Genomic DNA, 13,136 nt, shown 5'->3' with positions numbered 1-13,136 from the left:
CCAGTAACATTGTCGCTAAAACGAAAAAAAGCAATTAGCGATTCTTCGCGGCTACCATCTTCCAACCGTCCGGTTTCGCTTGAAAAACCGCTTCAATTCGCGTTTCACCTTCAATCCAAGTGAGCCGCGCCATCAGCTCGCAGGCCATCTCGCTCGGTGAAATTCGGATACAGCGGTTAACGCTCACCTTTGCACCAATGCCATGCTTTTTTAGGTCCCATTTGGATAAATCGAATAGCCCGGCCTTTGCTTCATCGTCAGTCGGCCACGTAGCCTTTTCGGGTACAGCTTGCGCAATATTCACTTGAGGCAAAATGGTTTCTGAAATGTCTCCTCTCGTGGCGGGCGGGCGGCCGAGATGAGGCGCAATGTAGACGCCGAGGACGCAGCCGAAAGCTACGCCGAGCAGGAAGCCGCGGCCGATCATCGATCAATAGCCGTTGTCTTTCAGGAATTGATCGATTGCCGCCTTCATGATCACCGTCATTTTGACGTCGTTCTCGAGAGCCGCTTTTTCCAACCGCTTCTTCGTGTCGTAGTCCAATGGGCAGTTGACGTAGTGCTTGGATTCACGGTCGCGTGCCCTCTTCAGGTCACGCAACCGAACTCTCGATTCCTCTCGCTGCAGCGCTTTGGTAGTGGCCCGCTCGCGCCGCGCTTCTTCTGTCGGCGCAATCAGCCGACTCACGGGCTGATCTGCCTCGCCGCCGATGGAGGCAGGCCCTTGAGTTTGATCTTCGGCTCCTGGCGCCTTTGCCGAGGCCTCTGCCGCCAAGGTAGCGGCATCGTCCTTTGTTGCGGCCTGGCCCACACGGCTTCGACGCGGTGCGACTGCGAAATCAGATACTGTGGTTTGACCCTTAGCCATTCGCTGCTACCCCCTTCTCGCCCACCAAAAGCGTTTCGATGTCACGAACGAGGCTAACGACTTCCGCCCTTGCCTTTTTTACGGAGTCCGTGAGATCAAGCATCTGCAGCGTGCCGTATCCGTTTCGAATTTCGCGATAACAATTGCGCTCCATTAGCTCCGTCTGGAGCAGATAGGAGTCGTAGCCGCCTTCTTGCAGGTTTTGCACGAATGGCCTGATCAAGCGATATGCTTCCAGCAGTCTCGACGGCATGGTGATCCTCGTGACAAAGTTGGCGTGGGGTATCACCCGCCCTACCTTGTCGGAGATGTCGGCCGTATCGGTCGCCGCTTGTCCTGCTGCCTTGATTTCATCCTGGTTCGGCTGAATCGGTGTCAACACAAGATGAGAGCCGGCAATGATGGTGTCCCGTAGAACAGTGTCCTGGCCGGGCGAGTCCATCAAGACGACGTCGTACTTGGTCGCATCGTTTTCCAGGAGCTGCTGAATGGTCGTCTGGCGGGCTGCGGTAATAAGGTCGATGTTGTCTGGCAGGTTGTCCTTTGCCTCACAGCGCTTCCACCATTCCTGCAGGTTTTGGCGTCCGTCCGCGTCAATGAGAAGGACGCGCTTTCCCTGAAGCGCATATTCTCCGGCAATCAATATTACCGCCGTAGTCTTCCCCGCTCCACCTTTGCCGCTTACGGCAGAGAGACATAAAGGCATGCGTGCTGACTCCTTTCGCTGACCTAGAGCGTGTGTTTGAGCGGCTCGTTCAAATGATATTTCAGCACGATGCGAACAATCGCTCACATGACGGGACAACATGCCGCAATCATACGATGTGGTCAATCTAACATGTTAAGCCACGTTCACATCGTGTGGCACTTTTCATGTCGCTAACTCGTGTGACTAATCAACACGAGACGTCCATATTATTGGGACAGGACGCGGCGATTGGTGCGGCGTCAATCAAGCCCCGCCGGTGGAAGAGTGAACCCTGGAGCCGCGCAAGGCCGTCACCGACGCTCGCACGGAAGCCGCAAGGGCGAAGAGCGAAGCGTCCCTTGCGGCTGAGTACGAGGGGCGGACAAAGGCCTTCAGAAGCGGATTTCCGAGGTGAACCCTGGTGAGCGTTCCCACGTTAAACGACCCGGCCGCAGGCGCGGTTCGAAAAAACAAAACTACCGAGCGGAGCGAAGGTCCCCTCGAAGTGATTTGGTTGCATTTCCCTCTATTGAGATTGGCAGGATACGGAAAAATGTGCTACGCCCTTTTCCGCAATCGAGGGACGAGCCCTCGATCGACTGTCGCAAGCGCCAGTAGGGGGCCAAAGGCCATATGGATGACGGGAAATTCAACGCTCCCTTGGAGCCAGTGAAGAAAGATCGAACCGTGCATGTTCGCGTTACGGGCGACGAACACGCGGCGATCGAGAAGGCGGCCGAGGAAGCGAGAATGACCGTATCCAGCTTTTTCCGGTCTTTGCTCTTGGAGGGCGCGGGCGTTCGCCCGATCCTGACGGGCGATGACCGCCTGGTGATGGCGGCGCTACTCGAAGACATGCGGATGATCGGTATCAACCTCAATCAGGTCGCAAGGGCGCTCAACAGTGGCCGGGGCGTCCATCCAAGCGAGCTGAATATCAACCTTGAGAACGTGCAACGGATTCAGGCGGCGGTGATGAGCGAGCTTCGCTCTTTGTCTCGACGGGCTGGATATCAGCGCCGGGGGGAGAAGTAGCCCTTGGAAATCTTCTTCGGCGCATTCACCAACGAATGGGAGCAGCGGCGCGCAGCGCTGTTGCATGAGTTGGCGTCGGGTGGACGTGGTGCCGCGGCCGAGGAAGAAATGCGCAAGCGCCTCAGACAATTGGCGCAACTCGGCGCTGGCGGTGGAGGAGGTTCTGGTGGCGCTTCTCTCGGAGGGGGCGCTGGATCGAAAAGCCGTAGGGCTCCTCGAACGCAGACCATACCGGCGACGGCGGCAAGCCGGCCGATGGAGGCGAGGCTTGCCGCCGTCGCCAAGGGAAGCCAGCCGGCCGTTGTCAAAATGGCATCTTACGGGGGCGGAGCGCGCGTTGGGGCGATGCTGAACTACGTGTCCCGATCCGGGGAGCTGAAGGTTGAGGACGAAAACGGCAGGATCCTTGAGGGCCGCGAGGAATTGGCCCGGGTGCGCGGTGATTGGGAACATCTTTTCCAGAATCGCGCCGAAAGCCGCGACATCGGGAGCTTCAGCGTCGAGATAGCGGTTTCTGGCCTTACGTCCGACGACGGCTTGCATGAGTTGGTGCGCAGCACGTTATCGAGCGGCTTTGGCGATCGCCGCTATGCCTATGTCGTAGAGAAGGTAGAGGACGGTTCAATATCCGTTTCGGGGCTCGTGGTCCTCAGAAGCGGGCAGGGGGAGCGGCTGACAGGAGACGCCAAAGCTGCCGGCATCGTCCAGGGCCGGCATGACGCCAGTGCGGCCGCCAGCGTGGCCGGCGCGACGTTCTCGTTTCATGGGTACGGGAATGGCGTCGAGTTCGGCGCCAGCCGTGTGCGCGGCCTGGTCGAGCAGCATCAGGACGTTCGCGACGACCGCGGCCGGCCAGTCTCGGACGAGAAGGCGGCCGGCGATCTGGTGCAGAAGGAATGGCGCGGCGAGCTGCACAGCCGAAAGAGCCGCGACGTGATGCACGTCATCATGTCGACGCGGGCCGGAACGGACGTGGCGGCATTCGAGGGGGCTGCACGCGACTTCTTGGCCCATCAGTTTGCGGGCCATCGCTACGTCTTCGCCATGCACGATCCCGCCAGCGACCCGAAAGAGGCAGGGGAAGGGGGTAAGCGACCGCATGTCCATGCGCATGCGATCATCGCCATGAAATCGGATTCCGGCGATCGCATAGAGACGACGCCGGCCGTGTTCCGCGAATGGCGATCGGTCATGGCCGAGAAGGCGCGGCAACACGGCATTGAGATGGAAATGACCGATCGGCGCGAGTTCGCCAGTCCGCCGGCATTCACACGCACGCAGGTTCGGCCGGTGAGTCGCGAGGGTCGCACGGAGCATGTCGGAACGAGCGAACCGGCACAGGCGCGGTACGACGCCAAGCGCAGCGGCCGGCGCACGTCTGCGAAGAGCGACCGGAGCCGGCAGTACATCATAAAGGCGCAGGAATCGTGGCAGAAGGTTGCGCGGGCGAGTGGTGATCGTCAGACCGTTGCCTATGCTACACAGCACCGAGAATACTTGGAAACCGGGCTTTCAGCGGCAACGACGGAGGCAAGTGCCAGCGTCATTCATGCAGATTTCGGATCGAATTTCCGCGCCAATTTGGTTACATTGCAGGAAATGGTTTTGGAGGGTCAAGAATTGCGCGAAACGTCACGAGCAGAGTTTGAGGCCTATGAGAAGAAGGTCGAAACGGCGTTGTTCAAACTGGAGCGCACCGTAGCTCCGGATGACCGGGCCGACTTTGATGAGGTCGCGGGCCTGGCGCGAGACTTCGTCAATCAGAAGCGGGAGCTGGTCGAACTCTACGAACAACGCAAGGATGCGTTGGCGGAGCAGGGCGGGCAAGAGGCGCGCGACGAGCCCAGCGATCCGGTCAACGAGCCATGGGATGCTGCGGTCGCCAAACACGGCGAGGCTGTCGTCGAGGCCGGCAATGAAGCCATGATCAACATCGACCACTACCGCGACGGGCTTGATCGGATCGAGGCCGGCGAGTTTTCGGCTGACGGTAGAAAGGCAATGCAGGCCGGGCTTGATCAGGCGGTGGAGCGGGCCGCGCAAATGGCGATCGACGGCAACAGTTACCTTCGAGAGGTTGCCGAACAGGATCCCGAACTGCAACGCGCAATCGATCAGGTGGAAAACAATGCCGATCGTCCGTCTGAGGCAAGGGATAAGGGGACTTCGACTGCAGAGGCCGTCGACGAGCAGCAGCGCGATTTGCGTGCCGAAGAAGAGGAGCGGACGCCGGTCGATAACGACGCGCGGGAAGCTCACGACCTGGCTTCCACCGTCGATGCTACAAATCGCCTGCAAGATCGGTTAAATAAGGATCGGGAAGCCGCACAGCGTAGCGGAGAGACGACACGGACTGATCCCGCCCAACAGCACGTTCCTCGTCTCGAGGAGCTTGAGCGGGAACAAATGGAACAGAGGGAACGCGACCGCGACGATCGGGACCGTTAAGAGATATGTTGAACGATAACCGGCAACAATACGTTATCCAGACCAATGACCCGAAAGGCGACGAAGGGTTTGGTAAGTTCTTTGCCGTCGTTATCCTGTTTGTGTTTTTTCTCGGCTGCGTCCAGGTGGCCTTGGAAACCGTTACGGCCTGGTATCGCGACACCTTGGCATGGGTAAACGAGACAGCAACCTACTTGGGAAGCTTCTGGCCGTTCTAAGGCCGGCTTATTTGTCCAGGTCGGCATGAAGCATGCCGACCTCATACGCCGGTGATCGACACTGACCGCTCCCAATAATTCTCCACGGTCGAGCGGCAACCGCCGGAAAGCTACGAGGCGATCGACGTCGTGGTGCATCGGCTGACAGATAGATTCCGGTCTTACTCCGAAGGCTCTCTTGCCAGCGCTTTAACCACGTCAACGATTTTCCGTCGGATCTTGTCGTCCTGAATCTTCACAAAAGCGCGATTGAGCGACAGCCCCTCGACGGAGTTCAGGAACTGCGTGATTTCCCTGCCGGCTCCCGCCTCCGACCCTTGCGAAGTCGAAGAGCTCACAGGACCCTCCTCGAAAAACCAGGCAACCGGGACGCCGAGAATGCTGGCAATGGCCTGTAGCCGGCTCGAGCCGACCCGATTTGTGCCCTTCTCGTATTTCTGGACCTGCTGGAAAGTAACGCCGAGCCCTTCGGCCAGTGTCGTCTGGCTCATTCCCTTGAGCGTGCGCTGCAAGCGGATACGGCTGCCGACATGAACATCAATGGCATTTGGCGTCTTGGTCTGCGGTTTATGGGACATCATGACCTCAAATAGGATGCGCGGCCAATGGAATGCGCCACGCCGCCTACTGTCCCTTCTCTGTTACGATGTTGCCTGTGGGCACGCAACGTGACACATCAGGCGTCTCGCGGAGACCTGATCCGATTTCTTGCAATAAGCACTTCGCCTGTTCATGAGTAGATACCAAGTCCGCGTTGGCGTCGTGCCAAGGCTCGAAAAGCTCTAGGCGCCGCTCTCCAAGCGACCGATATGCGGCTCGGAAACCTTCGCAATCTTCCGGGCTGAGTGAAGCCTTCGATAGTTTCACCGCCCATATATGCAGAATGACCCGCTCTTCGGCATCCAGCGCATTCTTCCGTTCTTGAAGCGCGTGAAAGTGCGCCTCCGCCTGCCGGTAGGCACGCAACGCTGTCGCGGCTCTCTCCGGCAAGCGCAAAGAGATACAGCATCGATTTCGCCACCACCAGTCCCCCATTGGTTCCCCGATTTTAATCCCTGATCAGTATTCGGCTGCCACCCCAACCTCGACGGGATCAGGAATCGTCGTGTTGAAGATGTCCATGTAATTGCGGCGCGTAGTCGGTGATTTATCGCCGAGCTTTTCGACCTTCGTTTCGACCGTTGCTTTGAGCTGTGCAGCCCTTGGTGTCAGGCCCTCCTCAACCGCCTTTATCCGGGCCTCCATGGCGGCAAGGCTTGCGGACGCTTCCATCTCCGTCTTCGCAGGCGACGGTTTTGGCTTTGGTCGCAGCGCCTTTTTGTTGACGGTTCGCTTGGCGGGTGGCGCAGTCTTCTCGACTGCGGCCACGTCCTGCTTTGCGGCAACCGGCTCGATCGTCGCGGCCGCGGCCGGCTTCTCTTCTTTCATGGGCACCGGCGAGGGCATTTCGACGGAAGGCTCGCCACCCTTGGCATATTCCGGGGTCGTGGCCGGAACGGGTTTTGGAGGCAGATATTCGACCTCCGGCACCTGCGGGATGTTGGCCTGCGAAAATGCTTCCGCCGACTTGAACGGCTGCGTTTGGAAGAACCTGAGCTTTTCCCCGAAGATCGGCCTTTGCCCTTCGATGAGCAAAATCATCTTGTTCTCAGGCATTTGCCGGACTTCCTGCGGCATCATCAGATCACGTTCGCGAATCTGCTCTACCTTCGTGCGGCGGGGCAGACCCAACAATTCGATCGTGCGCGACTCCGACTGGTAGCGGATCGTGCGCTTTCCGAGCGCCCGCGACGCATATTCGGCCGTGGCCTGGTCGTTGGCGCCGAGGACGAGTTGATAGCCGCAATTGCCGAGCAGCGAATGCCGGGAGGTTTCGCCATAGATCTCGTCGAGGTTTTTCAGGTCCTGGATGATGAAGGCGAGCTTGATGTTATAGCCGGCCACATAGGGCATCTTTGTCATGATTTCGTCCATCCGCTTCAACTGCCGGAACTCGTCGAGGAGGAAATAGACGGGAAGGGAACTGGGATCGTGCTCGAGCGTGAGGATGTCCATCACTTGCTGCACGAACAGAGTGAGGAGAGGGCGCAACAGGGTTATGTCGGTGATGTTCGGCGCCAAATAGATTGACATCGGCCGGCGCTTCATCGCGCGCAAATCCATGTCGGTGACATTAGTTGCCGCGACGATCCGCTCATTTTTGAAAGGCCGCATGGCCTTCTGGATATCCAGAAGCGCCGAGGCGGCCGCGCGTTCGGATAGAGCGATATAGGAATTGAAGCTTTCGACGGTGAACTTCGACAGGTAGGGCTCTTTTTCCTTGATGTACTTCATCAGTGCCTGGAGATCGACACCGCTGCTGAAGAAGGAATTGACCTCGCCGAGGTTGCGCCGATCCTTATAGAAGGGGCTTTCGGTGATGTAGCTGATCACGCCGGCAAGGACTTGCTGCGCCGTCGCCTGCCAGACGGAGTTTTCCGATTCCGTATTTTCAGGCACCAAAATGCTGGCAATGTTTTGAATGTCAGTGGTGCGATTGCCGCGCTCAGGCCGTACAAAATCGAGCGGGTTATAGCGATTGGTCTTTTCCGAACCAGGCGCGAACAAAAAGACCTGGCTACCATTGTGGCGTCGATAGCCCGAGGTCGCCTTGAAAACCTCGCCCTTGAGGTCGGTGACGATCATCGAGCCTTCGTGCATCAGCGCGTTCGGGATGACATAGCCCGCGCCCTTACCGGAGCGGGTAGGGCCGATGATCAGATGATGCCGATCGTCCTTGGTGCGGAGAATGCTGCGCCCTATGCGTCCGAAGATATGGCCCTGTTTACGGAACCACTTGCCGCGCCGAAGCGAGGCAATGTCCTGAAACGCCGCATCTCCCAAGGGGCTGCTCGTCGGTTTCAGGCCGATATAGGCGGCCAGGCCGGCGACGATCAGCGCCGGCACCATCGAGCCAAGCGCGACCTTCTGCAGGGCAGGGCTAGTGCGGTAAATCCAGAACTGCTGAATGGGAACAAAGGGGTTGCTCGTTATCGTCTCTTCGAGAACCCGCCCGTCTTTATAGAAGACCTGAAGACCCAGGCCGTACCCGAGCATCCAGACAACGAATGCTATCCCGACGCAAAAGAGCAGGTAGAAGGCCTGGAGCCCCTTGGTCATGCTTCATCCCGAGCAAAGAAGATTTCGGAGACGCCGCGCTTGCCGCCGTCACGGCGGAGCTGGATGACGATCGGGATCACCATCTGGATATAGGACATGAGATCCTGCTTGGAAAAACCCGCCGACATGCCGGCTTGCTGCATCATCATGGCGAGCTGTTCATAGGCACCCATCGGGGTATCGGCGTGAACTGTGGACATACTGCCCGGATGCCCGGTGTTGATCGCGCGCAGGAAGGAGAACGCCTCCGCGCCCCGAATTTCGCCGACGAACAGACGATCTGGACGCATGCGCAACGACGACTCGAGCAGGTTTTGAATGGTCACGTCTGCGGTGCCCTGGTCACCCTTCGACGCAATCATGTGAACCGTGTTCGCCTGAGGCGGGAAGAGCTCGCGTGTGTCCTCGAGCGTGATGATCCGCTCATGTGGATCCACACTCTTCAGGCAGGCGTTGAGGAAGGTCGTCTTGCCAGATGACGTGCCGCCGCTGATCAGGATAGAAACCCGTTGAATGATGGCGGTATGGATGAAATCGTAAATCCGGCTGGCGCGCAGATGCCCGATCAGCTCCCGGTCGATGTCGCTGAGGCCGCCGACGGCCACAGATACTTTTTCGAGCGAACCGTTGTCGCGATACTCCTCAAGCGTGAAGTTATTCACCACCTGCTTGCGGATCGAGATCGTTCCACCGTCTGGGGCGGCCGGCGGCAGGACGATCTGAATCCGTTCGCCGGTTGGAAGTGCGGCGCTGAGGATCGGCTTGGAACGGCTGATAAACTGGTTGGTCGCCGCTGCAACACGCTCGCCGATGTTCTGGATTTCATCGGCCGTCAGGGCGTCGATCAAATGGTGCTCCATATGATCGGCCCCGAACCGCTCCACATAAACGTGGCCCGGCTTATTGACGGCTATTTCGACCACCTTCGGGTCATCCAGGAATTGCTTGATCGGTTCGAGGGCGCGATTGAGGAAGTAGTGCGGATCGCGTTTGATCGTGTTACCTGCCGCGACGTTCACGTCGGATCTCCTTCATCGCTTCGGTGACCGGATCGTCGTACATGGCGCTGAAATCGAGGTCCTGGCGCACGTAGACAAAGATTCGCTCGCCTTGGCTGACGCTGATCGTGGGAGGAATACGGAGGTTTTCACTGAGAACCGTATTCGCCATGTCGCTGAAGGTCTGCGCGATGGTCTCCCGCGCGATCTCTTCGCCCCGTGCGGCATCGTCGCTGTTGTTGGATGCTTCCTGACTGCCATATCCGGTCAGATAGCTGGCAGCGCCGCCGACGATAGAGAGCATGATCGACGCTCCGAACCGTTCGCGGAACTTGTTGTCGACATGACCGGTCAAGCCAGACCGGCCCAGGCTGTCCGTGCCGATCGAGTTGAGGCGCACGGAAACGCCATCATCGCGAATAAGCCTGGTCCAGATGACGAAGATGCGTTTTTGTCCGCGGGTCACCTCCGACTGATATTCGCCAATGAGGCGCGTTCCGGTCGGGATCAAAACACGCCGGCCGTCGAAGGAATAGACATCCTGGGAGGTGATGGCGCGGATCTGGCCGGGCAGATCGCTGTTGATGGCCGTCTCGAGGATTCCGGGGATCAAGGTTCCCTCCGGTATCATCGCATCGATGCGCTCGATCTGCCGGGCCTTGGCGGTTCGGTCCGCGAGGCCCGCAGCCGCAGCCAGGTACTTGCTGTTGCGGTCCTCGCCGGCAACCGTCAATCCGGTATCGTCTTCGCCTGTCAGGCTGCCGTTCCCGCTCCCGTTTCCTTTCTGGTCGAGCGAAATCAGGCCCGATTTATACCGCTCGGGAAACTCTTCGACCGGCGCGGCTTCGGGCGTTTGTTCGACGACCTCTGGCGGCGCTGGAACCTTGAACTCGGTCGTATCGACGGTTTCCTCTACCACTTCCGGAGGCGTTGGCAGGTTGATGACTTCTTGTTCGGGCTCCGGTTCCGGCTTCTCTTCGTCGCGGACAAAGGACGGTGGCCGAAAAGTCGTCGTCTGAAACTCCTCGTCGCTGTCGGCGACATCACGCGGCTTTTCGCCAGCCGTCGCAAGGACAAAATAGGCTGCCACAGCGCCACCCAAGAGAAGGGCGGCCATGCCGAGAGTTTGATTTCGTCCAGCATTCCGATTGCTGATCGCCGTTTCGTCGGCCGTCGTCATGGCCTCAAGTTCGGGGCTGCGCTTCATTAGTTGCCGCTCCTCCTACGTTTCGTCGCCTTGGTGTCATGAGCCGGACCGAGAATGTCCGGATCCGGAGCGCCGAAGTCAGGCTTGCGAAGGTTGAAGATGCAGGTCCACTGGTTGCCGTCGCGGAGCGTATATTGTGTCGCGACACCATCGACGACGATGTATTCGCCCTCCTTGCGGAAATTGCGCAGCGTCTCGGAAAAATCCGACTGTACGGCAAAAATCGCCGGCACGCGGCTGCCGAACTTGAAGAAGGTCTTTTTCCCGTCGTCGAAGATCATCGTAGGCTTCAGCGATGGGTCGCCGGAAAACGAATAGTCGATGTTGACGTTTGCCTTGTCGATATTCGCCATATTCGGGTTCGCCGCCCGGTACTCCGCCTCCTTGCGGAGCGAGGCGTTCAGGTCCTTCTCTGGGTAGACGAACCGGATGCCGAAGACCTGTTTGCCGTCGGTCGGCGCATGGTCGTTGAGCTCGAGGAAATAGATCCTCTTGCTGGTCACGACGTTCATGTTGGTGGCGACGTTCTTCGCGATCGGCTTGACGAACAGAATATTGCCCTTCTCGGAGGGGGCAACTTGCCAACTATCGGTGTCGCCGAGCGAGATCGTTTCGAATTTTTCGTCCTCATCAAAGATGATCATGGTGGAGATGCCGTAGGTGGCAGAAACCTTCACCACATTGTTGGACTGGTAGACGACGCTGGTGACACGCGAATCGAGCGAGCCCGGCCGTGGTGCCTGCGCAGCGTGGACGTGAGTCAACATACCGGCCGTGAAGGCCGCAGAAAGCAGGAGGCGCGTGATCATTTTTCGCCTCCGGGTGTCACCGTCTCTTGGTCGCGCCGGTAGTTATAGACCTGGAAGCCCAACGGGTTTTCGAAGCGCCATTCATTGGTCGCCGGGGTGTCCGTATAGCGATAGCGGACGACCGAAATAAAATGCCGTGTGATGGAGTCGGTGTCGGATTTCTCGGTCGTCGAAAACCGCACCAGGGCCGTACTCGCATTGGAGAAGGTCACGGACTTGATATCGACGGTGACACTCTTGTTCTTTCCCAGGGCCCTGGCCGGGTTGTTCGGATTTGCCGCACTATAGAGCTCCTGAAGCTCCCGGGCCGCATCTCCCGTCGAGAGCAGTGCGGCAATGCCGAAATTCTGCTCAATGGCAAAGGGATCATAGCCTTCACGCGAACGAATGTAGCGTACGACGTTGGCCTGAGTGACCGCTTGTTGATCCGTGAGGTTTGCTGACTTCGTGAGCCCGGTCTTGACCTCCATATAGCCGGTGTTTTTGTCGACCTCGACGATGTACGGTTCGAAACTTTTCAGCGGCACGAGCATGACCAGCGCCGTCAATGACAGCAAGGTTATCGCACCGAAAATCGTCGTGACGAACCATGCGAGCGCGCGCGATCGCTTGGCCTTCTTTACGATTTCCTGCTCCCAGCGATCGCCGTCCTGAAAATAGGTCCGAAGAACTGCTTCATTCGTATCTGCCATTCGTCTAGCCCTTAAACCTAGCCCTTACGTTCGCGCCTCAGCGAGGCGTGCTGTTGTTGCTGATGCGGTTCTGCATCGCCTCAGCAGCGGCGTTTCGAATATTGGTTTTCATGCCTTCTTGCGTTCGCGCTCTTGCCTGCATGCCCGCGTTGCCAACGGCTCCCGCTAGCTTTTGCCCACCCGACAGGGCGGATATCGGCGCGGATATGCCGGCATATCGGCCGATAGTGCGCGCAACGTTGCCGACGCCGGCGGCAACACCGCCAGTAATGCCTTGCGCGAGAACCTGAATGTTGAAGAGGACAAACGCGCCTGCTGCACAGAGCAACAGGAAGGCGGAAATGTCGCTAAGCTGAAGGCGTCTTTGGTTTGCGGCGTTGCTGACCTTCGTCAATTCCGGGTCCATAGCTGCGATCAGGAATGCCGCCACGACATAAACGAACAGCGGAATCAGCGCATACATCAATACCTGCTGGAACCATGCGACGCCCAAACCTCTCGTCTGCTCGAACAGCATGCAGCCGATGAAAATTGGCGCGGTCCCGATCAGGACCCACATCATCACCTTGGCAAGCAGCAGGATCGCCAGCGCCACGGCAATGAAAACCGCCACCGCAAACATGATCAGAAACCCGACCATAGACGGTAGCACCGAGAAGTAACCGGACTGCTCAGCGAATGCAGAAGCCGCCTCGTTGGCCGTTCTCCAGATCATCGACAGGCCGTTCGTCGGTTCCGTGATACCGGTTCCCGTGGCGGTCAGGATCGCGCGGCCGACATCTTCCGGCGTGTCGTTCATCCAAGAGTAGAAAAGCGTATTGAAGTAGTCCCACTCCCTGACCAGCGCAAGGATGATCAGCATACGGGTCACGCGGCCGATGATCTCGGCGACGCTGACGCGGGCGGTTCCCATGAAGAGCTGCAGCCCGTAATAGGCCACATATGCAATGAACATGATGGTGAGCAGCGGCACCACCTCGTCGCCAACGATCCCGTAGGCTCGCGAGGAGAAAT

Annotated in this window: 13 protein-coding genes; 3 read left to right on the top strand and 10 right to left on the bottom strand. The window is 58.5% G+C overall.

The window, feature by feature from the left end; all coding sequences use genetic code 11:
- Nucleotides 1-34: 34 nt before the first annotated feature.
- The 3 genes from IB262_RS31525 to IB262_RS31515 are packed head-to-tail and all read right to left on the bottom strand — an operon-like array spanning nucleotide 35 to nucleotide 1,574.
- Nucleotides 35-427, bottom strand: a complete 393-nt coding sequence (locus IB262_RS31525) for a hypothetical protein (RefSeq protein ID WP_192494241.1) — start codon at nucleotides 425-427, stop codon at nucleotides 35-37.
- 3 nt (nucleotides 428-430) lie between these two features.
- The gene (locus tag IB262_RS36150) at nucleotides 431-868 is read right to left on the bottom strand and encodes a hypothetical protein (RefSeq protein WP_246802772.1); all 438 of its coding nucleotides are present in this window, start codon (nucleotides 866-868) and stop codon (nucleotides 431-433) included.
- Nucleotides 861-1,574: a ParA family protein gene (locus IB262_RS31515; protein WP_192494240.1), complete on the bottom strand. Its 714-nt coding sequence runs from the start codon at nucleotides 1,572-1,574 to the stop codon at nucleotides 861-863. Before IB262_RS31515 ends, IB262_RS36150 begins: the two co-directional genes overlap by 8 nt.
- Nucleotides 1,575-2,189: 615 nt before the next feature.
- Between IB262_RS31515 and IB262_RS31510 the strand changes: the two genes are divergently transcribed.
- Genes IB262_RS31510 through IB262_RS31500 form a run of 3 tightly spaced genes read left to right on the top strand, consistent with a single transcriptional unit; the run spans nucleotide 2,190 to nucleotide 5,257 of the window.
- Entirely contained in the window at nucleotides 2,190-2,591 is a 402-nt protein-coding gene (locus IB262_RS31510; protein WP_192494239.1) for a MobC family plasmid mobilization relaxosome protein, read from the top strand.
- Nucleotides 2,592-2,594: 3 nt separating this feature from the next.
- A complete protein-coding gene (locus IB262_RS31505; RefSeq protein WP_192494238.1) occupies nucleotides 2,595-5,039 on the top strand; it encodes a conjugal transfer protein TraA in 2,445 nt (814 codons plus the stop codon).
- Between the two features lie 5 nt (nucleotides 5,040-5,044).
- A complete protein-coding gene (locus IB262_RS31500) occupies nucleotides 5,045-5,257 on the top strand; it encodes a hypothetical protein (protein ID WP_192494237.1) in 213 nt (70 codons plus the stop codon).
- A 161-nt stretch (nucleotides 5,258-5,418) separates the two neighbouring features.
- Here IB262_RS31500 and IB262_RS31495 read toward each other — a convergent pair whose 3' ends face one another.
- The 7 genes from IB262_RS31495 to IB262_RS31465 all read right to left on the bottom strand — a co-directional run.
- Nucleotides 5,419-5,838, bottom strand: coding sequence for a helix-turn-helix transcriptional regulator (locus IB262_RS31495; RefSeq protein ID WP_192494236.1), 420 nt, complete (start codon nucleotides 5,836-5,838; stop codon nucleotides 5,419-5,421).
- Between the two features lie 478 nt (nucleotides 5,839-6,316).
- Nucleotides 6,317-8,416: a type IV secretory system conjugative DNA transfer family protein gene (locus IB262_RS31490; protein WP_192494235.1), complete on the bottom strand. Its 2,100-nt coding sequence runs from the start codon at nucleotides 8,414-8,416 to the stop codon at nucleotides 6,317-6,319.
- The gene (gene virB11 / locus IB262_RS31485) at nucleotides 8,413-9,435 is read right to left on the bottom strand and encodes a P-type DNA transfer ATPase VirB11 (protein ID WP_192494234.1); all 1,023 of its coding nucleotides are present in this window, start codon (nucleotides 9,433-9,435) and stop codon (nucleotides 8,413-8,415) included. The genes IB262_RS31490 and virB11 overlap by 4 nt, the downstream gene beginning before the upstream one ends.
- Nucleotides 9,416-10,621, bottom strand: a complete 1,206-nt coding sequence (virB10, locus tag IB262_RS31480; RefSeq protein ID WP_192494233.1) for a type IV secretion system protein VirB10 — start codon at nucleotides 10,619-10,621, stop codon at nucleotides 9,416-9,418. Before virB10 ends, virB11 begins: the two co-directional genes overlap by 20 nt.
- On the bottom strand, nucleotides 10,621-11,430 hold the full coding sequence (gene virB9 / locus IB262_RS31475) for a P-type conjugative transfer protein VirB9 (protein WP_192494232.1): 810 nt from the start codon (nucleotides 11,428-11,430) through the stop codon (nucleotides 10,621-10,623). Before virB9 ends, virB10 begins: the two co-directional genes overlap by 1 nt.
- Nucleotides 11,427-12,122: a type IV secretion system protein gene (locus IB262_RS31470; protein WP_192494231.1), complete on the bottom strand. Its 696-nt coding sequence runs from the start codon at nucleotides 12,120-12,122 to the stop codon at nucleotides 11,427-11,429. The genes virB9 and IB262_RS31470 overlap by 4 nt, the downstream gene beginning before the upstream one ends.
- Before the next feature lie 37 nt (nucleotides 12,123-12,159).
- The coding region (locus tag IB262_RS31465; RefSeq protein WP_192494230.1) for a type IV secretion system protein at nucleotides 12,160-13,136 on the bottom strand (977 nt) is incomplete at its 5' end.

It is taken from the genome of Ensifer sp. ENS02, from assembly GCF_014851885.1.
Taxonomy (GTDB): domain Bacteria; phylum Pseudomonadota; class Alphaproteobacteria; order Rhizobiales; family Rhizobiaceae; genus Ensifer; species Ensifer adhaerens.
This window is presented reverse-complemented; position numbering and strand designations above follow the sequence as displayed.